20 protein-coding genes and 1 pseudogene are annotated in these 24,244 nt (G+C 34.5%); 11 read left to right on the top strand and 10 right to left on the bottom strand.

All coding sequences use genetic code 11. The annotated features are described in order from the left end of the window. Window positions 1-200 precede the first annotated feature (200 nt). Complete coding sequence (locus tag FLS47_RS07110; protein ID WP_079642450.1) at window positions 201-1,061, bottom strand: sigma-70 family RNA polymerase sigma factor; 861 nt, start codon at window positions 1,059-1,061, stop codon at window positions 201-203. Between the two features lie 254 nt (window positions 1,062-1,315). On the opposite strand from FLS47_RS07110, the gene FLS47_RS07115 reads away from it, so the two are divergent. Continuing rightward, window positions 1,316-1,525, top strand: coding sequence for a helix-turn-helix domain-containing protein (locus tag FLS47_RS07115; protein ID WP_149913686.1), 210 nt, complete (start codon window positions 1,316-1,318; stop codon window positions 1,523-1,525). 18 nt (window positions 1,526-1,543) lie between these two features. Here FLS47_RS07115 and fmt read toward each other — a convergent pair whose 3' ends face one another. Next, complete coding sequence (gene fmt, locus FLS47_RS07120) at window positions 1,544-2,464, bottom strand: methionyl-tRNA formyltransferase (protein WP_149913687.1); 921 nt, start codon at window positions 2,462-2,464, stop codon at window positions 1,544-1,546. 94 nt (window positions 2,465-2,558) lie between these two features. Between fmt and FLS47_RS07125 the strand changes: the two genes are divergently transcribed. From FLS47_RS07125 to FLS47_RS07140, 4 genes are all read left to right on the top strand, one after another. Continuing rightward, a complete protein-coding gene (locus FLS47_RS07125; protein WP_149913688.1) occupies window positions 2,559-3,776 on the top strand; it encodes an ABC transporter permease in 1,218 nt (405 codons plus the stop codon). 97 nt (window positions 3,777-3,873) lie between these two features. After that, window positions 3,874-6,009 carry a cation:proton antiporter gene (locus tag FLS47_RS07130; RefSeq protein ID WP_149913689.1) on the top strand — a complete coding sequence of 712 codons (2,136 nt, stop codon included), beginning with the start codon at window positions 3,874-3,876 and terminating at the stop codon, window positions 6,007-6,009. 11 nt (window positions 6,010-6,020) lie between these two features. Beyond that, window positions 6,021-7,286, top strand: a complete 1,266-nt coding sequence (gene icd / locus FLS47_RS07135) for an NADP-dependent isocitrate dehydrogenase (protein ID WP_149913690.1) — start codon at window positions 6,021-6,023, stop codon at window positions 7,284-7,286. Next, entirely contained in the window at window positions 7,286-7,543 is a 258-nt protein-coding gene (locus FLS47_RS07140; protein WP_149913691.1) for a hypothetical protein, read from the top strand. Before icd ends, FLS47_RS07140 begins: the two co-directional genes overlap by 1 nt. Before the next feature lie 27 nt (window positions 7,544-7,570). Here FLS47_RS07140 and FLS47_RS07145 read toward each other — a convergent pair whose 3' ends face one another. The 5 genes from FLS47_RS07145 to serC form a co-directional block, all read right to left on the bottom strand. Next, window positions 7,571-7,750 carry a hypothetical protein gene (locus tag FLS47_RS07145; protein WP_149913692.1) on the bottom strand — a complete coding sequence of 60 codons (180 nt, stop codon included), beginning with the start codon at window positions 7,748-7,750 and terminating at the stop codon, window positions 7,571-7,573. Between the two features lie 124 nt (window positions 7,751-7,874). Beyond that, window positions 7,875-9,038 carry a diaminopimelate decarboxylase gene (lysA, locus tag FLS47_RS07150; RefSeq protein ID WP_149913693.1) on the bottom strand — a complete coding sequence of 388 codons (1,164 nt, stop codon included), beginning with the start codon at window positions 9,036-9,038 and terminating at the stop codon, window positions 7,875-7,877. A 16-nt stretch (window positions 9,039-9,054) separates the two neighbouring features. Further along, window positions 9,055-10,371 (bottom strand): aspartate kinase, encoded by a 1,317-nt coding sequence (locus tag FLS47_RS07155; protein WP_149913694.1) that lies wholly within the window; start codon window positions 10,369-10,371, stop codon window positions 9,055-9,057. A 120-nt stretch (window positions 10,372-10,491) separates the two neighbouring features. After that, window positions 10,492-11,439 carry a D-2-hydroxyacid dehydrogenase gene (locus tag FLS47_RS07160; protein WP_149913695.1) on the bottom strand — a complete coding sequence of 316 codons (948 nt, stop codon included), beginning with the start codon at window positions 11,437-11,439 and terminating at the stop codon, window positions 10,492-10,494. A gap of 14 nt (window positions 11,440-11,453) precedes the next feature. Next, window positions 11,454-12,521, bottom strand: a complete 1,068-nt coding sequence (gene serC, locus FLS47_RS07165) for a 3-phosphoserine/phosphohydroxythreonine transaminase (protein WP_149913696.1) — start codon at window positions 12,519-12,521, stop codon at window positions 11,454-11,456. 336 nt (window positions 12,522-12,857) lie between these two features. On the opposite strand from serC, the gene gyrA reads away from it, so the two are divergent. The 3 genes from gyrA to FLS47_RS07180 are packed head-to-tail and all read left to right on the top strand — an operon-like array spanning window position 12,858 to window position 17,697. Continuing rightward, window positions 12,858-15,407 carry a DNA gyrase subunit A gene (gyrA, locus tag FLS47_RS07170; RefSeq protein ID WP_149913697.1) on the top strand — a complete coding sequence of 850 codons (2,550 nt, stop codon included), beginning with the start codon at window positions 12,858-12,860 and terminating at the stop codon, window positions 15,405-15,407. Between the two features lie 8 nt (window positions 15,408-15,415). Further along, a complete protein-coding gene (locus FLS47_RS07175; RefSeq protein WP_149913698.1) occupies window positions 15,416-16,513 on the top strand; it encodes a tetratricopeptide repeat protein in 1,098 nt (365 codons plus the stop codon). Between the two features lie 11 nt (window positions 16,514-16,524). Further along, complete coding sequence (locus FLS47_RS07180) at window positions 16,525-17,697, top strand: tetratricopeptide repeat protein (protein ID WP_149913699.1); 1,173 nt, start codon at window positions 16,525-16,527, stop codon at window positions 17,695-17,697. Between the two features lie 75 nt (window positions 17,698-17,772). Here the strand turns inward: FLS47_RS07180 and FLS47_RS07185 are convergent, their stop codons facing one another. Then, window positions 17,773-18,285, bottom strand: coding sequence for an OmpA family protein (locus tag FLS47_RS07185; RefSeq protein ID WP_149913700.1), 513 nt, complete (start codon window positions 18,283-18,285; stop codon window positions 17,773-17,775). 51 nt (window positions 18,286-18,336) lie between these two features. Continuing rightward, window positions 18,337-20,511 (bottom strand): glucoamylase family protein, encoded by a 2,175-nt coding sequence (locus tag FLS47_RS07190; RefSeq protein ID WP_149913701.1) that lies wholly within the window; start codon window positions 20,509-20,511, stop codon window positions 18,337-18,339. A 134-nt stretch (window positions 20,512-20,645) separates the two neighbouring features. On the opposite strand from FLS47_RS07190, the gene mnmE reads away from it, so the two are divergent. The 3 genes from mnmE to FLS47_RS07205 all read left to right on the top strand — a co-directional run bounded on the left by mnmE (window position 20,646) and on the right by FLS47_RS07205 (window position 23,750). Next, on the top strand, window positions 20,646-22,025 hold the full coding sequence (gene mnmE / locus FLS47_RS07195) for a tRNA uridine-5-carboxymethylaminomethyl(34) synthesis GTPase MnmE (RefSeq protein ID WP_149913702.1): 1,380 nt from the start codon (window positions 20,646-20,648) through the stop codon (window positions 22,023-22,025). Window positions 22,026-22,466: 441 nt separating this feature from the next. Then, a complete protein-coding gene (locus FLS47_RS18980; RefSeq protein ID WP_223225170.1) occupies window positions 22,467-22,628 on the top strand; it encodes a helix-turn-helix domain-containing protein in 162 nt (53 codons plus the stop codon). A gap of 6 nt (window positions 22,629-22,634) precedes the next feature. Next, window positions 22,635-23,750, top strand: a complete 1,116-nt coding sequence (locus FLS47_RS07205; RefSeq protein WP_149913704.1) for a tyrosine-type recombinase/integrase — start codon at window positions 22,635-22,637, stop codon at window positions 23,748-23,750. Between the two features lie 70 nt (window positions 23,751-23,820). Here the strand turns inward: FLS47_RS07205 and FLS47_RS07210 are convergent. Next, window positions 23,821-24,244: pseudogene (locus tag FLS47_RS07210) on the bottom strand (IS256 family transposase); the annotation flags it as partial.

The raw sequence follows: 24,244 nt of genomic DNA on the forward strand, positions 1-24,244 counted from the left end.
ATGTTCCTTTCGCTTACATCAGTATTTTAACAAATGAAATGCCTTTGAGTTTTTTGAGCTTATAATCGGAATTTTTGTCTGATTTGAATAATTGTAGCTGTCAAATTTTCATCTTTATATTGTCTTATAATGAAATTTTGACAAAAAAATAAAGCGCGAGATACTATCTTGCGCTTTCCAAATTTTTATGAGCTAATAAATTAGCCTAAATAAGATTTTAAAATTTTGCTACGAGAAGTGTGACGAAGACGTTGCAAAGCTTTGTCTTTAATTTGGCGTACTCGCTCTCTCGTTAAGTTAAATTTTTCACCGATCTCTTCAAGTGATAGTGGGTGGTTTGATCCTAATCCGAAGAATAATACGATAATCTCTCTTTCTCTTTCTGTTAATGTAGATAGTGAACGTTTGATTTCTTCTGATAATGACTCGTCAATCAATGAACTATCTGTATCTGGATCAGAATTTTCTAATACATCTAATAGTGTATTTTCTTCACCTTGTACAAATGGTGCATCCATTGATACGTGTCTACCTGAATTACTCAACGTATCTGAAACCTTATCTACTGTAGTTTCTAAGATATCCGCTAATTCTTCTGGAGAAGGCTCGCGTTCGTACTCTTGTTCTAATTTGGAGAAAGCCTTGCTGATTTTACTTAATGATCCCACTTGGTTTAGGGGAAGACGTACGATACGTGATTGTTCAGCGATAGCTTGCAAAATAGACTGACGAATCCACCACACAGCATAGGAGATAAATTTAAAACCTTTAGTTTCGTCAAAACGTTTTGCTGCTTTAATAAGGCCTAAGTTACCTTCATTAATCAAGTCACCTAATGTAAGGCCTTGATTCTGATATTGTTTAGCAACAGAAACGACGAAACGTAAGTTGGTTTTTGTTAATTTCTCTAATGCCACTTGATCACCCTCGCGAATACGTTGCGCTAATATTACCTCTTCTTCAGCAGTAATTAGGTCAACTTTACCAATTTCATGTAAATACTTGTCAAGAGATTGAGATTCACGATTCGTGATCGATTGTGTAATTTTGAGCTGTCTCATTAATTTTTATACCTTTTTTCTAGATGTTGCAAAAATACTAAATTTTTACGTCATTTTGTGTAATAAATTTGTAATTTATCGCTTCATTATTAAGGAGTTATAAATACTTTGGAAGTTGTTTTCTGACTTCAAAAATCATTCCAAAATTTATTAATATATGTTAATAACTCATTATAAAGCAATAAATTATTTTTGTTTCATAATGTAAAACCTTTTTGTAGCTAAAATGTTTTTCCAATATAAACTTTATTAAAATGAAAAAGTTAGTAATTCGTTTGGATCAAGTGATGGCAAAAAGACGTATGTCGCTCAATGAATTGAGTGAACATGTCGGTATAACATTATCCAACCTATCGATATTAAAGAACAATAAAGCGAAAGCTATCCGTCTATCTACTTTAGCAGCAATCTGCAAAGCTTTAGACTGTCAGCCAGGGGATATTATAGTTTACGAAGAAGAATAATATTAAGATCTAAAACAATTATTTCTCAAACCGATACCCTTTTAAAAATTCGCTAATTTCCATGCGCTTTTTGCCTTCCATTTGAATGGCATTCAAATGGAGATAACCATCATTTGTTGCAAACTTTAGAAATGTCTTGCCATCAGATTGAAAAGTGCCTGGCTGATTGTTGTGTTCAACAATTTCTTTTTTTGTCTCAAATATCTTAAGCACTTTATCGTTCAGAAATGTAAATGCCGCTGGATATGGACTTAGACCGCGAATTTGATTATAAATTTTTTCCGTTGAATTTTCCCAATTGATAAGGCAATCTTCTTTAAAAATTTTTGGTGCGTGCTTTAAATCTTCTTGATTAAGGTCTTCTTGCGGTATAGGAGTTATGGTCTTATTTCGAAGTCCATTTAGCGTTTTGATCAAAGTTTCAGCACCTGCATGCATTAACTTGTCGTGAACAATTCCAGCATTGTCTGTATCAGCAATTTCAACCTTGGTCGCAAGCAATATATTTCCAGTATCTATTTGATGTTGTAGTAGAAATGTAGTTACACCTGTTTCTTTCTCACCGTTAATAACTGCATGATTTATAGGAGCGGCACCACGGTATTGAGGCAATAAAGAGGCATGAACATTGATAGTACCCAAAGGAGGCATATTCCAAACAATTTCTGGAAGCATGCGGAATGCGACTACAACTTGTAGGTCTGCATTATACGATCTAAGGTCTTCAATAAATTGCAGATCTCTAAGTTTTTCGGGTTGCAGAACGGGCAAATTATTAGCTTCAGCAAAAACCTTAACCGCAGATTGATTTAATTTTTGTCCTCTTCCGGCTGGTTTGTCTGGAGCGGTGATTACGGCAACTACATTTTCTCCAGCATCAAGCAATGCTTTCAATGAAGCCACCGCGAACTCTGGAGTTCCCATAAAAACTATACGCATATTTTCTTAATACTTTTATTTTAAAACAGTATGGCAAAATTTGTCAAGTGCCAAAATTTATTAACTTTGCGAAGTTACAAAATAATATTGCAGATTGAATTTTCCTTTATTTTTAGCGAATAGAATAAACTTAAAAGGTCAGCGAACTTTTTCAAAACTTATAGTCCGTGTTACTATAGGTGCTTTGTCTATAGCTATCATAGCAATATTACTATCAGTAGCAATTCTTCGAGGATTCAAAGAGGAAATTACTACCAAACAACGCGGTTTTTTTGGGGATATCGTTGTAACAAAACAGACATTAGCGGACTACGAATTAAGACCTGTTTTCCTTAGTGATTCACAAACCACTCAGATTTTAAATATTCCTAATATTGAATCTGTAAACGGTTTTGCCACCAAAGTGGGAATCATCAATGTGAATTCGGAAGTCGAGGGAGTGATGTTAAAGGGAGTTGAACCGGATTATGATCAGCGCTTTTTGAAGAAGAGTCTAGTCGAAGGAAATGCCTTAGATTTGTCCGCAGAAAATGCTGATCAACAGCTTTTAATATCGCATTACTTGGCGAACAGATTAAACTTAAAAGTAGGTGATGATTTGATCATGTCTTTCGTTCAAGATAATAGAACCCGAAAGCGTAAGTTTTTGATTCAAGGAATTTATCGTACAAATTCAGATGATTGGGACAAAAATTATGTAGTAGGTTCAATTGAAGTTATTCGAAGATTAAATCAGCTGCTTGTAAATGAAACTGGAGCATATGAGATTCGAGTAAATGATTTTGCACAATTAGAGCAATCGACAGATGCTGTAAATGAAGTTTTACCCGTGTCATTGAAAGCAACACACGTGATTGATTATTGGGCTGATGTATTTAATTGGCTCGAAATGCTCGATATGAACGATGATATTATCTTCGTGCTCATGGTTATTGTAGCAGTTATAAATATGATTTCATCATTATTAATCACTATTCTTGAAAGAACCAATATGATCGGCATTCTTAAAGCGTTGGGAATGAACAATACCGCTTTACGTAAGGTTTTTATGATGAATTCTTTATATATAATCGGTTATGGATTATTGATTGGAAATTTAGTTGCCATTTCAGCCTATTTTTTTCAGCGAGCAACACATTTCTTTAAGCTTGATCCAAGTATATATTATTTAGAATACGTACCGATGCACATTGATGTTTTGACGGTCGTAGTGCTCAATATTTCGGTTATTGTATTGGTTTTTATCACTACAATAATTCCTTCTATGTTGATTACCAAGATTTCTCCAATAAAAACGATACAGTTTAAGTAACTAATCCAAAAATTCCTGATTGCTATCTTTTTTTCGTATTTTAACTGCGAATATTTTATTCATTCAGATAAAATTAGAACAGATATAGCAGAACACGATGAATAATAAAGTTATAGATCACATTTTACATGCTTTTCAAGCGCCACTTACGAATCCTGTCTTAATTTTCTCGTTAGTTTTACTTATTATTCTTTTAGCTCCAATTCTGTTGCGCTCAATCCGCGTTCCGGGGATTATAGGTTTGATTTTAGCAGGGGTTGTTATAGGTCCGCATGGCCTTAATTGGCTGGAGAACAATTCAGCGGTTAATTTATTCTCCACTATAGGTTTGCTTTATATTATGTTTATAGCTGGGCTTGAGTTAGATATGAATGAGTTTAAGAAGACGAGACATAAAAGTGGTCTTTTTGGATTTTTTACGTTTATTATTCCAATAGCTATTGGGTTTCCTGTTTGCTTCTATATTCTAGAATATAGTTTTCTGCCAAGTATATTAATAGCTAGTATGTTCGCTACGCACACATTGGTTTCTTATCCTATAGTAAGTAGGTATGGGATATCTAAAAATGAAGCTGTAGCCATTACTATCGGCGGAACTATTTTAACTGATACGGCTGTCTTAATTATTTTGGCCGTAATAACAGGCGCTTCCCAAGGAAATATCACGCAAGAATTTTGGGTTACGCTAGGGGTTTCTTTTGCTGTATTTTTACTCATAATGTTTGGAATTATTCCACGTATAGCGAAATGGTTTTTTCAAAAAATTGATGCCGAGAAAACTGGTCATTATATTTTTGTTTTGACGGTTGTGTTTTTTGCAGCATTCATGGCAGAGATAGCAGGATTAGAACCTATTATAGGTGCTTTCGTGGCAGGACTAGCATTAAATAAATTGATACCGCATTCATCTGCGTTAATGAATCGCATAGAATTTATTGGAAATGCAATTTTTATTCCTTTCTTTCTGATATCAGTAGGTATGATTGTAGATATCAGTGTGCTGACGAAAGGCCCTACTGCATTAATTGTTGCTGGAACATTAACTATTGTTGCTGTATTAGGAAAATTTTTAGCTGCTACAGCTACTCAATTGACATTTAAATATTCCACTAGTCAACGCAATTTGATTTTTGGATTAAGCAATGCGCATGCTGCCGCTACATTGGCTGTCATTATGGTCGGATACAATAATAATATTATTGATGAAAATGTCCTTAATGGTACGATCGTCTTGATTTTAGTAACGTGCATAATTGCCACGATGGTCACAGAGAGCGCTTCGAAGAAAGTAGTTCGTGAAGGACATCAAGATAATGAACATATTGAGCATGTTATCGAATCGGAAGAACAAATTATGATTCCTATTGCAAACATGAATAATATTGAACCTATTTTGGATTTTGCAACTTTAATCAAATCAAAGAAGTCTCCTTATCCACTAAATATAATTAGTGTTGTTCCTGATGACGAGCAAGCGGAAAAGAATATTATTGAAGCTAGGCGTAATCTTGAAAATACAGCGAAATATGCTTCTGGAGCAGAGACGGAAGTAGAATTGTTGACGACTGTTGATATAAATATTCCACTAGGTATCGCTCGCATGTCAGATAAAATTTTAGCCGATTGTATTTTGATGGGCTGGCCAAGCGTAGCATCAATAGTTGATAAAATTGTAGGCGAGAAGTCTGAAAGTATTTTGAATAAAACTGATACTACACTTTTCATGTGTAGAATTGACAAACCTTTGATTTCTCATCGTTCAATAACAGTTTTTGTACCACCATTAGCTGAATCAGAAGTTGGCTTTGAATATTGGTTAGAAAAAATATTAAAATTGGCTCAAGAATTGTCCTTACCAATATGTTTTGTATGTGATACACGTACAGAAGAAAAATTGGATGAAGTACGGAAGAAGTTAAAATCGAGTGTCGAAGTCAGTTTCGGTAATTACGAAGACTGGGACAATATTTATGGTTTAGCAACTTTCAGTAATTCTGATTCATTACTTGTTTTTGTTTCGTCAAGGAGCGGAGAGGTGTCCTACCGAGATTCTTTGGATGGACTAGCAAAACGCGTGGGACGCTATTATAAAAATCAAAATTTGGTTATTATTTTCCCTAGTCGTCAAGAAAATCAGCATATAGATGAGTATGAATCTGTGCAAACTTCTCCAATATTCAGAAAAATATCACGCGAAATTGGGAATATATTTAATAAGGATAAGACCAACTAAAACTATTTATCATGGGCGAAAAAATCACAATGGGAGCAAATGGGAAGTTAAACGTTCCTAACAAAACAATTATACCATTCATTATTGGCGATGGAATTGGACCTGATATTTGGAATGCTTCGGTACGAGTGTTTGACGCTGCTGTCAATAAAGCGTATGCAGGTAATCGTTCGATTATTTGGAAAGAAGTTTTAGCAGGAGAGAAAGCTTTTAATGAAACTGGAAGCTGGTTGCCTGAAGAGACATTAAAAACATTCAAAGAATATCTTGTTGGCATCAAAGGTCCTTTAACTACACCAATTGGTGGTGGTATTCGCTCGCTGAATGTTGCTTTGCGTAAAGAGTTGGATTTATATGTATGTCTTCGTCCTACAAAATGGTATGAAGGCGTACCATCGCCAGTGAAGCGTCCACAGGACGTAGATATGGTTGTCTTTCGTGAAAATACTGAAGATATCTACGCTGGAATAGAATTTACAGCGGGAGCTGCTGATGCGCAGAAATTGCAAAATTTCTTGTTAAATGACTTGAATGTTGATTATTCATTTAATGCCAATACAGGAATTGGAATTAAAATCGTTTCTGAAGAAGGTTCAAAAAGATTGGTTCGTTCTGCTATAAAACATGCAATAGCACATAATTTACCTTCGGTAACTATTGTCCACAAAGGTAATATCATGAAATATACGGAAGGTGCTTTTAAGCAATGGGGATTCGATGTAGCCGAAAATGAATTCACTGATTTAACGTATACATGGGGTCAATGGGAAAAAACTAAAGCAGAAAAGGGTCAAGAAGTCGCGAATGCAGAACAGAAAGAAGCTGAGCTGTCAGGGAAAATAATTATTAAAGACATGATTGCTGATAACTTTTTACAGCAAATATTGTTAGCTCCAAAAGATTTTTCTGTTATAGCAACATTAAATCTTAACGGAGATTATATTTCAGATGCATTAGCAGCTATGGTAGGTGGAATAGGTATTGCTCCTGGCGCTAATATTAATTACAATACAGGTCATGCTATTTTTGAAGCTACACACGGTACAGCGCCTCGTTTTGCAAATACAAATACAATGAATCCTTCATCTGTGATATTAAGTGGTGTAATGATGTTGGAATATTTGGGCTGGCAAGAAGCAGCCGATAGTATCGTTGAGGCATTATCAAAAACTATAAAAGATAAAACTGTAACGGTTGATTTCTATAATCTAATGGAGAATGCAACATTGTTGAAAACAAGCGAGTTTGCAGATAAAATTATTGAGAAGATAAAATAATGTCATATACTAATTTACCTGCATTTGTAAGAAATTCTTCGGTATTTACTTTGGAGGAAAAGGAGAAATTAGCAAGTTTGGATGTTCTTCCGACAGAAATCGAAGTAGATAATTTTCGTATGGAGCCAATTATTCAAGAGTTGACAAATGCTTTTATTGGTGATGAATCAACTCGAGATATCCACCTTCAAGAAAAAGCCAAAGAATATATTGCAGCGAATGATATTATGTCAGCATGGAAAGTGATTTTACTATAACATTTCATAGTAAAATCACTTAAAAACTTAGCTAAACATATTTTCAGTGTCTCTGAAGAAAAAATAATAAATTATAGCCAGTATAATAATCGCAATAAGAATTACAAGTATTATATTTTTACCCGCAGGCTTGTCGTCCTTTTCTTCATTAACTACTTCTGGGATTTTTCCTTCCCATTCTTCTTTTTCATTTCTTTGTTCTTGCATAATGATGAGTAATTAGTCTATATAAAGAACAACTATCTGGCTAAGAAGTTTGATTGCTTGCTGCAAAACTAAAAAAGTCCAATCGTTAGGTGATTGGACTTTTTGAAATCATAATAAATTATTATTATTTCTCCTTGAAATAATGTCTTATCTCATTGCGTAAATTATAGTTGGAAGCCATTACTTCACCATAAGCACCAGCAGTACGAATAGCAATCAAATCGCCACGTTTACTTACAGGTAGTTCTACTTCTTTACCAAAGCAATCTGAACTTTCACAAATTGGACCAACGACATCATAGTTCTGAATTTTATCCGTCGCTGATACTTCAGCGATTTTCTCAATTTTATGGTATGCTTGATACAATGCTGGACGCATTAATTCAGTCATCCCTGCATCCAAGATTAGAAAATTTTTCTTTACACCACTTTTAGTATAAAGAACTTTACTCACTAAAGTTCCACATTGTGCGACCAAAGCTCTTCCTAATTCGAAATGCACTTCGTGTTGAGCTGTACGTTCCAAAAATTTATCAAATACATCAAAGTAAGCTTCAAAATCAGGAATTGGATTTTCGTCAGGATTTTTATAATCCACACCTAAACCACCACCAACATTGATCACTTTGATGTATGTTCCGCGCTCTTCAAAGAAGTTTTTCCACTCATTTACTTTCACACACAAACTTTTGAAAACCGTCATATCCGTTATCTGCGAACCTATATGAAAATGTAAACCTATAAGGTTAATATTTGCACAGTTCTTAATCACTGAAGCTGCTTTTTCAAGTTCTGAATTAGGAACACCAAATTTGTTTTCGTCCAAACCTGTTGTAATGTAATGATGCGTATGTGCATCAACATTGGGGTTGATACGCAATGAAACATTTGCTTTTTCACCAATTTGTTCCGCAAGTTCATTGATAACTTCCAATTCTTGAATGGATTCCACGTTGAAAGCAAAAATCTTATGTTTTAGTGCAGCAATAATTTCTTTGTCTGACTTTCCAACACCAGCAAACGTAATCTTTTCGGCAGTAAATCCAACTTCAATAGACTTTTCAACTTCGTTTCCACTTACACAGTCCGCACCAAAACCTTTTGATTGTATGACTGACAAAATTCGATCATTGAAATTTGCTTTTAATGCGTAATGAATATGAAAATTGCGTTTATCAGCAGCTTTTTTTGCAGCATCCAATGTGCGATTTAGTAATTCTAAATCGTAAAAATAAAATGGTGTCTCTTGCTTACTTAAACTCTCTTGAATTTGTTTATTTTGAAACATGGTAGATTTCTAGCAGTTAAAATAATCTATTGTGTAATGAACGTAATGCTTCGGTTTTATGTTTTGTGTCCAATAAAATGGAAACATTATAATCAGATCCGCCATATGAAATCATTCTGATTGGCAAATGTTTTACTGCGTCTAATACACGCGCTGCATAACCATGCGTATTTGCTCCAAAATCACCTACAACACAAATAATAGTCTGACCTTCATCAACACCAACTTTACCAAACAATTCTACTTCTTTGATAATTTCTAACAAATTGCTCGTGTCATCAATGGATAGAGATACAGCAACTTCTGAAGTTGTGATCATATCAATAGGTGTTTTATAACGTTCGAAAATTTCGAAAACTTTACGCAAGAAACCATAAGCTAACAACATGCGCGAAGAGTGGATATGGATAGCTGTGATGCCATCTTTGGCCGCAATCGCACGAATAGAACCTTTTTCCGCTCCATTTTTAGAGATTAAAGTTCCTTGTGCTGTTGGATCCATTGTGTTTAACAAACGAACCGGAACATTGTATTTTTGTGCAGGAAATACAGATTGTGGATGTAAAATTTTTGCTCCGAAATAAGCCAACTCAGCAGCTTCATCAAAACTCAAATTTGCAATTGGTTTTGTTCCTGTCACTATACGAGGGTCGTTGTTATGCATTCCATCGATGTCTGTCCAAATTTGAACTTCATCTGCTTTGATAGCTGCGCCAATCAACGATGCTGTATAATCCGAGCCACCGCGACGCAAATTATCAATCTCACCGAATGAATTTCTACAAATAAAACCTTGCGTAATGAATAATTTGTTTTCAGAATTTTGCTCCAAAAATGGGGTTAATTTTTCGGTGATATATTCTACAATTGGTTCATTGTCATCATCGATTTTCATGAAATCTAACGCTGGCAATAACACAGAAGGAATATTTATTTCAGTCAAGTACAAATGCCATAAAGTAGTTGATAGCAATTCGCCTTGCGCCAAAATATTCTTTTCTTCCGTAGGAGTGAAGACATCATGGTTACCGAAATCAGCTATTAAATTGAAGTGATAATCGATGAGCTCTTTACCTTTTTGTAAACCTTCTGCTGAAGCAAAAAGTTCTTTTATTAAATCTTCGTATTTATCTTTATGTGCTTTAATTAAATCTAAAGCTTTTACTTTATCTCTATCTGAGAATGCTTGAGAAATCTCTACTAAGGCATTTGTAGTGCCCGAAACCGCAGATAATACTACGATTTGACGCTCATTTGGGTTTACGATATCCAGCAACCCTTTGATGCGTGCTGCACTTCCTACTGAAGTACCACCAAATTTTAAAACTTTCATGTTATAATTAGTAAATATTTTTAGCTACGTTAAAATAAATTTCACAAATATACATATACAAAAATGCGGCACAAAATGCTTAAAAAAGCGCTTGTGCCGCATATGTTTTATGCGGAAGAATTACTTCTTCAGGTTTTCAATAAGCAATTGTGCTAACTCTTCGCCGATACGCTCTTGCGCTTCGTTCGTTGCAGCACCGATATGCGGTGTCAAAGATACTTTCGGGTGTTTCAATAAATCGATCCGTGGATTTGGCTCATCATCAAATACATCTAAACCTGCAAAAGCAACTTTACCTGAATTCAAAGCATTGATTAATTCCAACTCGTCGATCACACCACCACGAGAAGCATTCACAAGACCTACACCATCTTTTAACAATTCGAATTCTTCTTTGCCAATAACTGGTTTTTCTAAGAAAGGAACGTGAACAGATATAAAATCTGAAGCAGCGAATAAATCTTTTAATTCCACTTGTTTTACGGGAATATCAACAGAAACATTTCCTGAAAAATCAAGTGTCAACGCTTTAGGACCTTCGAATAAATCGTAATATAAGACATCCATTCCTACACCTAAAGCAATTTTAGCAGTCTCGCGACCGATACGACCAAAACCTACAACACCTAATGTTTTACCTTTGAGCTCAACACCAGCAGCGTAAAGTTTTTTCAAGCCTGCAAAATTCACATTGCCATCTACAGGCATTTTACGGTTTGAATCATGCAAGAAACGCACCCCAGTTAATAAGTGAGCAAACACCAATTCTGCAACAGAATGTGATGAAGCAGCTGGTGTATTTACAACAGCAATACCTTTGGAGCGTGCGTAATCTACATCAATATTGTCCATACCTACACCACCACGTCCGATGGCTTTAATATTTGGACAAGCGTCGATTAATTCTTTGCGAACTTTCGTTGCACTACGTACCGTGATAGCATCGTATTCGTTTAATCTTTCTGCTAACTCTGCTTGTGGAATGTGTTCTGTATCCACAGTGAAACCAGCATTTTGTAATATAATTTTACCGATAGGATCAATCCCATCATTGGCTAATATTTTCATTTATAGTATTTTTTTTATTTATGACTTTCCTCAAACTCACGCATAGCGTCTACCAAAGCATTGATAGATGTAATTGTCAAAGCATTGTACACAGAAGCTCTGAAACCGCCTACTGAGCGGTGGCCTTTGATACCGATTAAATTACGTTCTTTTGCCAAAGCTAAGAATTCCGCTTCTAATTCTGGAGTGTCCATTACAAAAGTAATGTTCATTCTAGAGCGATCTTCTACTGCCGCTGTACCCTTGAAGAAAGGATTTCTTTCTATTTCATCGTACAATGTACGTGCTTTGATGATATTTTCTTGTTCAATAGTTTTAATACCACCTTTAGCTTTCAACCAACGTAAATTCAACATAGAAACAAAGATTGAATAAACAGGAGGGGTGTTATACATTGAACCTGCTTTGATATGTTCGTTGTAATTGAAAATACTAGGAACTGTACGACCTGATTTTCCTAATAAATCATTTTTAACAATTACAAGAGTAACACCAGCAGGACCCATATTTTTTTGAGCACCTGCATAGATCAAATCAAAATCTGCGACATTGATTTCTCTACTCAATATATCCGATGACATATCTACCACAGTAGGGATAGAGGTTTTTGGTTTTTCAAAAATTTCTGTACCGTAGATTGTGTTATTTGAAGTGTAATGGAAGTATGTTGCATCCGCAGGAATTTCGAAATCCTTAGGTATGTATGTATAGTTGCTATCTTTTGAAGACGCAACGATTTCGATTTGCCCAAAGTTTTTTGCTTCTTTAGCCGCTTTGCTCGCCCAAACACCAGTATCCAAATAAGCCGCTTTACCACCTTCTGGTAAAAGGTTCATTGGGATCATCGCAAATTGTTGGCTAGCTCCACCTTGCAAAAATAGCACGGAGTAATTTTCTGGAACATTTAATAATTCACGAACTAAACTCTCCGTCTCTGCTACAACCTCTTCAAACTCCTTAGAACGGTGAGAGATTTCTAATATCGATAACCCTGTATTATTGAATTCAAGAACTGCTTTTGCAGCCTCTTGAAATACCTCTTGAGGTAATATACATGGCCCTGCTCCAAAATTATGTTTCATTGTTGTTTGTGTTTGCTTTAATTTTTCAGGCAAATATAATAGCTTTTTTGATTTATTAGCAAAATAAAATAGTATTCTTTGTAAAATATTCATCATTTATTACTTTTTTGTAAAATTTAAATATCAAAATAAGCTTAAACCCTAATAGAATGATACTTCATAATCTTTTAAATTCCATAAATTTATGCCTGTCAATTTGATCTACAAACCCTGTAATAAATGCTAAGTTTAATTCGCTCAAATCACCTTTTTGTCGATAAAAAATTGTACCTTCGCAAGGTATCGTATTGTAATAATTCGTAGCATAAAATTAGTTTACAGATTCCTATTTAAAATATGGCTGAAGAAACAGAAAATGACAATAATTTAGTTCCTGCTAACGACAGGATCGTGAAAATCAATATTGAAGACCAGATGAAATCTGCGTACATCGATTATTCGATGTCCGTAATTGTTTCTCGTGCATTACCAGACGCGAGAGACGGTCTAAAACCCGTACATAGACGTATTTTGTACGGTATGGAAGAGTTAGGTGTAACTTCAGGAAAGCCGTTCAAAAAATCAGCGCGTATCGTAGGTGACGTAATGGGTAAATATCACCCACATGGTGACTCTTCTGTGTACGATGCAATGGTACGTATGGCTCAGGATTGGTCTATGCGCTATCCGATGGTAGATGGTCAGGGTAACTATGGCTCATTGGATGGGGATCCTCCAGCAGCTATGCGTTATACAGAGGCACGCCTTCGCAAAATTGCTGAAGAAATGTTGGCTGATATTAATAAGGATACAGTTGATTTCCAGCTTAACTTTGACGACTCGTTGAAAGAGCCTACTGTTCTACCAACACGTATTCCTAATTTATTAGTAAATGGGGCTTCAGGTATTGCTGTAGGTATGGCCACTAACATGGCACCACATAATTTAACTGAGGTATTAAACGGTACGATTGCATATATAGATAACAGAGATATTGAAATCTCTGAATTAATGCAACATATTAAGGCTCCCGATTTTCCAACAGGTGGTTTAATTTATGGTCACCATGGTGTCCGAGAAGCATTCGAAACTGGTCGTGGACGTATTGTAATGCGTGCAAAGGCAGAAATCGAAACAACTAAAGCTGGTCGCGAAATAATCGTTGTTACGGAAATTCCTTATTTAGTGAATAAGTCCGATATGATTAAACGTACAGCTGAATTAGTGAATGAGAAAAAACTGGAAGGTATTTCAGAAATTCGTGACGAATCAGCTAAAGATGTACGAATCATTTACGAAGTAAAACGTGACGCAAATGCGAATGTTGTATTAAATAATCTTTTCAAATATACTTCGCTTCAAACATCGTTTTCGGTAAATAATATTGCCTTAGTGAAAGGCAGACCTATGATGATGAACTTGAAAGACATGATTGAGGTCTTCGTTGAGCATCGTCATGATGTTATCGTTCGTCGTACAAAGTATGAATTGTCCGAAGCTGAGAAGCGCGCACATATCTTAGAAGGATATTTAATAGCGTTAGATCATTTGGATGAAGTGATCAAATTGATTCGTAATTCAGAAACTCCAGAAGAAGCTCGAGTGGGCTTAATGGATAAATTCGGTCTTACAGACATTCAGGCTCGTGCAATTTTAGATATGACATTACGTCGTCTAACAGGACTAGAACGTGATAAGATCAAAGACGAATACGCTGAATTGATGAAGACAATTGAATACTTGAAGCAGATACTAGCTGATGAAAGTTTGCGTTATCAAATCATCAAAGATGAATTAATCGAAATTAAAGATAAATATGGTGATGAGCGTCGTTCCACTGTAGTGCATTCTGCTGAAGATATGACAATGGAAGATTTCATCGATGATGAGGAAATCGTTATCACTATATCACACAATAGTTACGTAAAACGTACACCATTATCTGAATACAAACGTCAAGGTCGCGGTGGTAAAGGGTCGATCGGATCTAATACGCGTGATGAAGACTTTACAGAGCATATTATTACGGCAACAGCACATAACTACATGTTGTTGTTCACCGAATCGGGACGTTGTTTCTGGTTACGTGCATTTGAGATTCCGGAAGGAAGTCGCACTTCAAGAGGTCGTGCATTGCAGAACATTATCAATATTCCGAAAGAAGAAAAAATTAAAGCCTACATATTGGTGAAAAACTTGAAAGACCAAGAATACTTGGAAAACAACTTTATCATCATGTGTACTAAGCAAGGTACTATTAAGAAAACTTCGTTGGAGGCTTATTCACGTCCACGTGCAAATGGTATTAACGCGATAAACATCAATGAAGGTGACCAATTGATTGAAGCATGTTTGACTAGCGGAACAAGTGAAATTGTAATGGCATTGCGCTCTGGTCGAGCAATCCGATTCAATGAATCAACGGTAAGACCAATGGGACGTACAGCAACTGGTGTGCGTGGTATTACACTTGCGCATGAAAAAGACGAAGTAGTTGGCATGATTAGTGTTGATAGTTCGGAAGTATCTGTATTAGTTGTTTCAGAGAAAGGTTACGGTAAACGTACCGATATCGACGATTACCGCATTACAAACCGTGGTGGTAAAGGAGTAAAAACAATTAGTGTTACGGAGAAAACAGGTGAATTAGTTGCAATAAAAGGAGTGACTGATAATGATGATTTAATGATTATCAATAAGTCTGGTGTTGTAATTAGAATTGGTGTAGACACATTACGTGTGATGGGACGTGCAACACAAGGTGTTCGTTTGATTACATTAAAGGAGAATGATGAAATCGCATCAATTACTAAAGTAGCGCGTGAAGAGGAAGAAGAAATAGAGGAAATAGAAGGCACTGAAGATTCAACTGTAGATCAAGAAAATAATACTGACTCAGAAGAATAAATAAAAATATGAGAGCACTTACCGCTTCATTATTATTTGTATGCTTAGGCACAACTGTTGTTGCGCAATCTAATTATAAAGAGAGCTCCAACAGTTTTGCACGGTATACTATTAAAGGTGATATAAAGGAATTGGAAAATGCCAAAAAATTTATTGATGCCGCTTATAAAACTAAGAGAGATTCTTCATCCAGAAAGAATAATATTTTGCGTGCAATGGTTTATAGCTCTTTGGCATATGCAGACTCAACCCGTAAAATCAAAGGAGATAAAGATCATATAGACGTAACAAAAGATGCACTTACGCGTATTCGTCAGAAAGATTACCACAACTACGAAAACGAGTTGAATTACGTCAATCAAAACTTACTTGCTGCCTATATTTATAAGGCAAATAAGGAAGTGGAGAAAAAAGAATATGAAAATGCGTACAAGAGCTTTTTGGAAGTCGAACGATTGGGTTCACAGTCTGAAGATGTGTTGCGTAATTTAGCTTTTTTATCTGCTGAGGCTGGCAAGACAGAAGAAGCAATCAATTATTATAAAAAGCTAGTAGTTGGAGAAGAGGTTGAGCCATTAACCTACATCTCGCTTGCAAAACTCTATAAATCTAATAAAGATAATCAGAACTATCTGAGTACTTTGCAAAAGGCACGCGAGATTTATCCAGACGACAAAACGATTCTATTTTTATTAATTGATGCATTTGCGGAGAATAAAACTTATCAGGCCATTACACCAATAATTGCGGAAGCTATTAAATACGAACCAGATAATCTGGATTTGTATTACTTGGCAGGCTTTGCAAATGACAATGTAGGAAATACTGCAGAAGCTAAAAAATATTACGGAAAAGTTTTAGATTTGGATGATAGCAATTATGATGCAAATTTAGCATTGGGATTAATACACTTAAATGAATTTTTAGCGAACAAAGATAATTTAGAAGCACAGTATTCTGCGCAAAATTATTTATTAAAAGCAAATGGTATTCGCCCTTACGCTGAGAATGCATTGAAAGGTCTTTCTTTGTTTTACGAAACATCTGATGATCAAGAACAATTAGATCGTGTGAAAACGCTTTTAAATCAAATTTCGAATAATTAAATACTAAACATATGAACATTAAAAAAGGACTTATTTTTGCAGCCATATTCGTTTCGGCAGGTTCATTATTTGCTCAAACAGGAAATGTAAAAAAGGCTCAAACAAACTTTCAAAAATATTTTGAAGTTAAGCAAGCTGGTACTCCACAGTTAGGAACTACGTATATCAACACTGCAAAGGAAGCAATTGATGCTGCTGTTTTACATGATAAAACAAAGGAGTCGGCAGAAGCATGGACAATATATTCGTTAGTATATGGAAATATTGGTGCTGATAATAATAATGAAGAGCAGATTAATTTAGCCAAACAGGCTATTGCTACGGCAAGAAGTTTAGATAAAGACAAAAAGCAAGAGGAAAACATTAAAAACAGTGAGCATAATTTATATGCTTTCAGTTTTAACAAAGGTGTTGCAGCTTGGGAAAAACAAGATTTCACAGGAGCATATGCTTCTTTCAATGACGCATTAAATTATATGCCAGGTGATACAACTTTGACTTATTATGCTGGTATCGCTGCTGTTCAGAGTCAAGATTTCCAAAAGGGATTAGAAAAGTATTTAGCATTAATTGACAGAAAAGACTATTCTGAACATAAAAAAATTGTAAAAGATATTCCTAATTTGTATTTGTCATTGAACGACACTACCAATGCAATCAAATATGCTGGTATGGCAGCAAAAATGTATCCAGAGGATAATGAAATAGCAAATCAAAATATTAACTACAATATTGCATTGGGAAATACTACAGGTATTTTAGATGAATTGAATTCACAAATCGCTAAAGAGCCAACAAATAAAACGTTGTATTTTTATTTAGGGATTGCAGAGTCATCATTACAGAATTCAGAGAAAGCATTGGAAGCTTACAAAAAAGCTATAGAAATTGATCCTTCTTATGTTGATGCGAATATAAATGCAGGAGTGACTTTAGTAAATATTATAAAAGATGAACTTAGTGAGATTAATGCAGATAAAGCTTTGACAAATAATCAATATAATACGAAAGTGAATGCATTGAAGGAGAAAATTAAACCTGCTGAAGCGTACTTTAGTAAAGTTGTTGAATTAGAATCAAATAATGAAAGTGCATTGCGTGGATTGAAAAGTGTATATGATTTCTTGCAAGTTGAAGATAAAGCAAAAGCTGTTCAAGACAAATTGGATGCTTTAAAGCAATAAGATTAAAATTTTTAATACAAGACGCCCAACAAATAATTATTGTTGGGCGTTTCGTATTATATATGAATTTGAAAACTAATTTAAAATTATAATTTCTACACGTCTATTTTTTTGGCGGCCGTCTGCTGTTTTATTATCAGCGATTGGGTTATTGGGACCTAATCCTTTAGTAGTAATTCGACTACCCGTTACTCCACCATCTTCCAAATATTTTTTAACTGAAGCAGCTCTCTTTTCTGACAACCAGATATTATAATTTACCTCACCCGTTGCATCAGTATGACCATCTACACGAATTTTCTTACTTCTATCTTGGTTCAATATTTTAACTAGTTTATTAAGCTCAGTTTTAGCTTTCTCTGTCAAGTATGATGAGTTAGTTGGAAACAATACGTCTGAGGATAACGAAAATTTAATGCCTTCATCTGTTCTAGATGCATCATTAAATTCAGATTTCACGTTTTTCAAACCATCGTCTGTTCCATCTTTACTTACTACTGCACCAGGGAGAATAGTTAACTGTTGTTGCTTACATGCATTGAGCGTAAATACGCCAGCTAAAAAAGAGAGTACTAGTAATTTTTTCATGTATAAAATATAACTGTTATGTATGCTACTAAGATAATTATTTTTCCTTCATTATTTACCCTTACTGAATAAAGCTTCACGAGCGGATTTTAGTTCTGGAATTTTTTCATATAAATTCCATATCAAACCCGTGTTGGCATTTTCAATCATGACTGCAATTGCAACTTGGTTGGCCGAGATATATTCATCCGAAACATCATCATTCTGTAAATCAAGCCATGAACGAAATCCATATTCGGTAAATAAAATGTTTCCATATTGCTTGTAAAGATTTATTAAAGCTTTAGTACCAATAGTCTTATCAATACTGATAGAGGAGGGGCCAATAGCGGGATTTATCTTATATTCGGAGGCACTGTCTTTGTTTTTGTAAAAACCCCATATATCACTGTTACTTGCACCTAAACCTATCTCGTTATCTCTACGTTTTACATATTGCAAATAATTAAGGAGTGTCTCATTCCAATTAATTAATGAATCATTGATAATTGATGGTCGTATAGTTAGAAAAGGCTTATATAAGTCTAATAGACTGTGATTAAGTTTACCAAATGGTAAATACACGCCATAAAGTGTAGTAGGATTTAATACAGAAATTTGTACTGTAGTATCTATTCTTTGTTTTGTTTGTAAAGCATGAAATTCGTCTTGAATAATGGATTCATTATAGAAGTAAGGATTTATAGACTGTGTAGTATCTTGCTTTATTTTTTCGAATCTATTATAAACAGCATCAAAATAACTTGAGGATGGAATAGCGTATTTCGAATGGCCAATAGCTAACAAATAGGTATTAATTGCATTCTCAATGCCGGATAGTGGTTTTTCCTTATCATTTTTTTCATCTACTAATGAAAGCTTGGATTTCAGGAATACCTCGTCATGTTTAATCGCGGTCCAATTTACTTGTTGGTATAGCTGTGTTATACGTTTACGTAAATCACTCTCTGCTTCATTGTTTTCATTAAAGTATTCTCTGGCTATTAGTAATGCCTCAATGATGGATCCTGTTGCCTCTACATCATAGATTGCTTTATCATTTCTATATTCTGGAATTGCTTTTCGAGCATCATAGTAAGAAGCAAAAAAACCATTTTTAGTTTGGGACTTTAATAAAAAGAATGCAATTTTTGAAATTCTATTTAACGCAGTTTGACGTTTAACAAATTCATTTTCAACACCTACGATTAAAGAAAGAATAGCTCCAGCAGATTCTTTTGTGGAAACTACTACTTTATTTTTTGACCTGAAGGGCATATACATACCACTGTTGATATCAAAATTTTCAACAAGATAATTTGCGTTAGCCAATTGAACAAGTTTAAGTATTTCTTTGTCATCCAAGGCTGTTGTCTCAACTTCTTTTACTGCTGAGGTAGGAGACTCTTTGTAATTGTAATCAACCCAAGCAATTTTGTAAAAGTATTTTTGTCCAACTAATGGCACAATATCCAAACACGATTGCATGTGGATTGGTCTAATACTTACTGGATTGAAGGTTTTTCCGTCTTGTGAACGATATATTTTTATATAGCGTATACTTGGAGTTAGTGGAAGTTGCCAGCTTAAATGAACAGATTTATCATACCCTTTGACAGAACTTAGAATTGCCCCAGATTGTAAGGGGATTTCAGAATACTTATTTGGCAAAAATTCTATCTGGTCTATAAACAGATGGTGATAAGTGTCAGAAGCAGCATGTTGGGCGAAACCAATTCCCAAAATAGGGGTTTGGTAATTTGAAATTTTAAAATTTTTAACTGGAATACGTATGTGAATCCATTTTTTATGCTCGATTTTAGCTATAAATGGTTCCAACGAAAGTGTATCCGAGGACGCATGATGCTGTCTAATAAATATTTTAGGTAAATCTTTTACAGTAGTTTTATTGGATTGTATATTTATTCTCAGATTCAATACATCTGAATCATCAACCGTATAATTATACTTTTGTCTACTATAATTAATATAAGTTTCCCAATCACCGTTAGCATTCGAAAGATACTTTAAGGATAGGGAATTTCCTGGTGTAAAAAATAATGTGTCTGAAACCAATAAATGCTTATTGACATTCTCGACCCAACTTTGCCCCGAGTAGGAAACCTGACTTTTAGCATAGGAACCTTTTACGATACTATTATCAAAAATAACTTCAGGATACGTATCCGCAAGTAAAAATGACGGCAATAATGCAATGACAAATATGAGTGTGTTTATATAATGCATATTCAATTGGATAATACTTAATTGCAAAAATAGTTAAATCAAATGTATTAGATTGTAAATACCTTGTTAGGTTTAAAGTATGTATTGAAAAACGATAATTCTTTTTCTTAAACTATGTTAGTACCTTTGTTGCTATGTCTATCAGTACATCAAATACACAAGATACAATTGTAGCATTGGCTACATCGCCAGGCTCGCAAGGAGCAATAGCTGTTATTCGGGTTTCGGGTGTAGAAGCTATTAATTTAGTGAATTCGGTTTTCAAAGGAAAAGATTTAACGAAACAGACTTCCCATACGATTCATTTCGGAACTATTCGAGAAGGGGAAGAAATCATAGATGAGGTATTAGTTTCCATATTTGTTGGTCCAAATTCGTATACAAAAGAAAATTCAGTTGAAATCTCCACACACAATTCCAAATATATTGTTGAGCGTGTCATTAATTTATTGATACGTAAAGGCGGGCGGGCTGCAAGACCTGGTGAATTTACGTTACGCGCATTTTTAAATGGAGGGTTAGATTTGTCTCAAGCAGAAGCTGTAGCAGATTTGATAGCCTCTAATTCGGCAGCCTCACACCAAGTCGCTATGCAGCAAATGCGTGGTGGTTTTTCTGATCAACTGAAGAAACTTCGTGAAGACTTAGTACATTTCGCATCGTTAATTGAGCTAGAATTAGATTTCGGAGAAGAAGATGTCGAATTCGCTAATAGGGATCAATTAAAAAGTTTGATTCAGAAAATATACGCAGTTATACAGAAACTTATTTCTTCTTTCGAACAAGGAAATGTTTTAAAAAATGGCGTTCCTGTAGTGATAGCAGGAAAGCCAAATGTAGGTAAATCTACACTGTTGAATGCTCTACTGAATGAAGAGCGTGCTATCGTATCGGATATTGCGGGTACAACACGTGATACTATCGAAGATGAAATCAACATTAAAGGAATAACTTTTCGTTTTATAGATACAGCTGGGATTCGCGAGACAGTAGATATTATAGAGGCAAAAGGAGTAGAGCGAACACGCGAGAAAATGAAACAAGCGCGTCTTATAATTTACTTATTTGATCCAACGCAAGATGAGGTTGTAGCAGTACAAGAACAGATACGAGACGTTCAAGGATTAAATATTCCTTTTGTCACTATTATCAATAAGTCTGATTTATTGACTGAAGCGCAGCGCGTAGCGTTCACGATTTTAAATCCGCTATATATCTCCGCTAAAGAACAAATTGGTATTGAAGAATTAAAGGAGGAATTGTTGAATCAAGTTAATCTATCTAATATCAATACAGATGATGTAATGGTTACCAATATTCGCCACGTAGAAGCATTACAAAACACACAAACTGCATTAGAAAAAGTATTATACGGCATCGAAAATCCTATTACCTCGGATTTCTTAGCAATGGATATCCGCCAAGCTCTACATCATTTAGGTGAAATAACAGGTACGGTTACTACGGACGATTTGCTGGAAAATATATTTTCTAAGTTTTGTATCGGCAAATAAATCGTAATTAACGATAATAAACAATAATTATTAATGCTTATAAAGCGCTTAAAATTAACATTTTAAGCGCTTTTTTGTTTGATTATTATTTATATTTAAATATATGCTTTGTTAGTAATTTGTACGTGATTTGGGTTTGACGTACAGAAATACAAAAAAGTACAACTAAATATTTACTTGGGTGGAATTATGAAACATAATGAAACTTCTGTAAACATAATGAATTGATTAGAAAAATGGATAAACATGTCAAGTAATATTCAGATCAGTAGGCTATGTGATTATTGTGGTAATTCATTTATTGCTAAGACTACAGTTACACGATTCTGTTGTAAAAAGTGTAATAGTCGCTTTTATAAAAGAAAAATACGTGAAGAAAAAATGATTAAATCTCACATCGACACTCAAAATAAAATTAGTGTTCAAAATACAAATAGTTTAATGGTTGAAAAACCATTCCTTAATATCAATGAAACTTGTCAGCTATTGAGAGTTAGTCGTACAACATTATGGAGATTGATAAAAGATGAACGTTTGAAGGTGACAAAATTGGGCTCGAGAGTAATAATCGCACGAGAAAATATTTATGAATTATTTAAATAAAAAATCATGATTAAAGTTAAATTAAGAGAAAATCAGCTAAAGGATGGTAGGATGAGTCTTTATTTAGACTATTATCCACCTATTTTAAATCCAAAGACTGGTAAAGCAACTCGAAGAGAGTTTTTAAAAATGTATTACAATAAAAAGACTAAGGATTCTTATGAAAAACAAAAAAATCAAATTATAAAGCTCGCAGCAGAAAAAATTAGAGTTGAGAGGGAAAATAAACTATTGACAGGAGCATTTGAAGAAGGATCATTTTTTGCGCAGAAAGAAAGCTTTTTAGATTTTTATAAAACAGAATGTAAAAAGCGTGCAACATCAGATGGGAATTACAATAGTTGGAAAAGTTCATTTAAATATTTTAGTGATTTCATGAATAATCGCTGTTTATTTAAAGATTTGAATGAAAAGTTGTGTGAGAATTTTAAGGCATATTTGGAAAATACAACTACTCTCAAGAGTCAAATGAAGATGCTAAGTGCAAATTCCAAACATATGTATTTCAATAAATTCAAGGCTGCAGTAAAAGAAGCTTATTTACAGGGCTTAATTTCAAAGAATTTTACTGCACGCGTTCAGTCTCCTAAAAGTGAAAATCCATTTCGTGAATTTTTAGAAGTAGATGAATTAAAAAGGCTACAAACAACACCTTGTGAAAATGAAACAATTAAAAGGGCTGCTTTATTCTGTATAGTATCTGGTCTTAGGGTTAGTGATGTTTTTCCCTTAAAATGGAAATCGTATTCATATGATTCAAAAAATAAGCATGTTTTGCGTTTAAAAAGTAAAAAACCTGATGAATTTATAATTCATCCAATTTCAGATCAAGCTTTTGAATACATGGGAACAATTGGAAAGGACTCGGAGCAAGTTTTTAAAGGATTAAAGTATTCTGCAAACAATAATAAAATATTAGAAAGATGGCTTCATTTAGCTGGGATAAAGAAAAAGATTACATGGCATAATTTTAGGCATACATATGCAGTAATGGTTATAGAAAAACATGGGATTTATGCTGGTAAAGAAATGTTACATCATCAACACGTTAAAACAACAGAAATATACTCACATATGTTGTTAGATGAGAAGGTTAAAATGGCAAATAGTATTAAGATATGAAAAGAGATAATTGTATGTTAATAAAAATTAACCCGGATTTTCAAAGATTTTTTCTAAGCATGCTAGATGGTTTTAAAGCCTTACGCACTTGGCGATGAAATCCTTCGATCGTGTTAGTCGTGTAGATCAACTTTCGGATGGATTTATCGTATCGGAAATAGGTGGTCAGACGATCCCAGTTGCGTCGCCAGGAGTCAATGACCACAGGATACTTTTCACCCCATTTATCCTGAAGTTCATCCATCCGAAGCTCGGCTAGATCCAACGTATCGGCCCGATATACGGGTTTTAGATCGTTCATGAACTCCTTTTGATCCTTACTGGCTACATACTTTAGGCTGTTACGGATTTGATGTACTACACAGGTCTGTACTTCGGTGTCGGGAAAAACACTCTGTATCGCTTCTGAAAATCCTTTTAGATTATCGATGCAGGCAATTAAGATATCCTCCACGCCTCGATTTTGTAAATCAGTCAATACGCTCAACCAAAAG

Source organism: Sphingobacterium cavernae, assembly GCF_008520265.1.
Taxonomy (GTDB): Bacteria; Bacteroidota; Bacteroidia; order Sphingobacteriales; family Sphingobacteriaceae; genus Sphingobacterium; species Sphingobacterium cavernae.

Excerpts from the sequence above, each read along its gene's own strand:
- mnmE (WP_149913702.1), top strand. The coding sequence starts at position 20,646 with ATGTCTATCAGTACATCAAATACACAAGATACAATTGTAGCATTGGCT.
- icd (WP_149913690.1), top strand. The coding sequence starts at position 6,021 with ATGGGCGAAAAAATCACAATGGGAGCAAATGGGAAGTTAAACGTTCCT.
- FLS47_RS07110 (WP_079642450.1), bottom strand. The coding sequence starts at position 1,061 with ATGAGACAGCTCAAAATTACACAATCGATCACGAATCGTGAATCTCAA.
- lysA (WP_149913693.1), bottom strand. The coding sequence starts at position 9,038 with ATGTTTCAAAATAAACAAATTCAAGAGAGTTTAAGTAAGCAAGAGACA.
- fmt (WP_149913687.1), bottom strand. The coding sequence starts at position 2,464 with ATGCGTATAGTTTTTATGGGAACTCCAGAGTTCGCGGTGGCTTCATTG.
- FLS47_RS07190 (WP_149913701.1), bottom strand. The coding sequence starts at position 20,511 with ATGCATTATATAAACACACTCATATTTGTCATTGCATTATTGCCGTCA.
- FLS47_RS07115 (WP_149913686.1), top strand. The coding sequence starts at position 1,316 with ATGAAAAAGTTAGTAATTCGTTTGGATCAAGTGATGGCAAAAAGACGT.
- gyrA (WP_149913697.1), top strand. The coding sequence starts at position 12,858 with ATGGCTGAAGAAACAGAAAATGACAATAATTTAGTTCCTGCTAACGAC.
- FLS47_RS18980 (WP_223225170.1), top strand. The coding sequence starts at position 22,467 with ATGGTTGAAAAACCATTCCTTAATATCAATGAAACTTGTCAGCTATTG.
- serC (WP_149913696.1), bottom strand. The coding sequence starts at position 12,521 with ATGAAACATAATTTTGGAGCAGGGCCATGTATATTACCTCAAGAGGTA.
- FLS47_RS07130 (WP_149913689.1), top strand. The coding sequence starts at position 3,874 with ATGAATAATAAAGTTATAGATCACATTTTACATGCTTTTCAAGCGCCA.
- FLS47_RS07155 (WP_149913694.1), bottom strand. The coding sequence starts at position 10,371 with ATGAAAGTTTTAAAATTTGGTGGTACTTCAGTAGGAAGTGCAGCACGC.
- FLS47_RS07145 (WP_149913692.1), bottom strand. The coding sequence starts at position 7,750 with ATGCAAGAACAAAGAAATGAAAAAGAAGAATGGGAAGGAAAAATCCCA.
- FLS47_RS07160 (WP_149913695.1), bottom strand. The coding sequence starts at position 11,439 with ATGAAAATATTAGCCAATGATGGGATTGATCCTATCGGTAAAATTATA.
- FLS47_RS07205 (WP_149913704.1), top strand. The coding sequence starts at position 22,635 with ATGATTAAAGTTAAATTAAGAGAAAATCAGCTAAAGGATGGTAGGATG.
- FLS47_RS07185 (WP_149913700.1), bottom strand. The coding sequence starts at position 18,285 with ATGAAAAAATTACTAGTACTCTCTTTTTTAGCTGGCGTATTTACGCTC.
- FLS47_RS07140 (WP_149913691.1), top strand. The coding sequence starts at position 7,286 with ATGTCATATACTAATTTACCTGCATTTGTAAGAAATTCTTCGGTATTT.
- FLS47_RS07175 (WP_149913698.1), top strand. The coding sequence starts at position 15,416 with ATGAGAGCACTTACCGCTTCATTATTATTTGTATGCTTAGGCACAACT.
- FLS47_RS07180 (WP_149913699.1), top strand. The coding sequence starts at position 16,525 with ATGAACATTAAAAAAGGACTTATTTTTGCAGCCATATTCGTTTCGGCA.